This window comes from Tsukamurella sputi (genome assembly GCF_007858445.1).
Taxonomy (GTDB): Bacteria; Actinomycetota; Actinomycetes; order Mycobacteriales; family Mycobacteriaceae; genus Tsukamurella; species Tsukamurella sputi.
The window spans coordinates 1-638 of record NZ_VIGV01000081.1 but is presented as its reverse complement, the minus strand read 5'-3'; the positions used below and the strand labels follow the sequence as shown (position 1 = coordinate 638).

At 44.4% G+C, this 638-nt stretch carries 1 protein-coding gene; it reads left to right on the top strand.

Translation table 11 applies throughout. From position 1 onward, the window contains the following. A partial coding sequence (locus FK268_RS25925) for a DALR anticodon-binding domain-containing protein (RefSeq protein ID WP_269434254.1) occupies positions 1-451 on the top strand: 451 nt, incomplete at its 5' end. Positions 452-638 lie beyond the last annotated feature (187 nt).

Sequence of the window (638 nt, the reverse complement as noted above, 5' to 3'; positions counted from 1 at the left end):
GTTTGATATCGATCTTGCACTCTCACAATCGAGTGATAACCCAGTCTACTATATCCAGTATGCGCATGCTCGCATCTGCTCAATCTTGGCGGAGAGAGCTAAACAAGCACAACCATTCGACCCTCAATTTGCAGCACAACACCTCTTAGAGCTAACAGCTACGGCGGAGTATCGTTTAATGCGAACTCTCTCAAGCTTTGGAGAGATGGTTGCCACGGCGGGACGTAATCGTGCTCCTCATCTGATTGCGAATTATCTGCAAGAACTCGCGGCAGATGTCCATAGCTATTACAATGCAAAAGATGAATCAGGCAATACGATTCGAATCTTAACAGATAATGAATCAGAGAGAGGACGTCAAGATGCTAAACTCTATCTTTTAATGGCGGCAAAACAGATTCTCGCAAATGGATTAACGCTATTAGGACTTTCAGCTCCGACAAAGATGTGATGTATAGAGTATGCCAAAAATTGATCAAGTACAGATAAAAGGACAATGGAGAAGGGTGAAAGCCTTTCTCCGATTCTTTCGTAGAACACCGACTCGTGGTGAGTTTGTAGTCTATGCGATCATTGTTGCCGCAGTCATTGCAATCTCTCTCTTCTTTGCCCATCATGCAGAGAAACGTGCGGCTGAA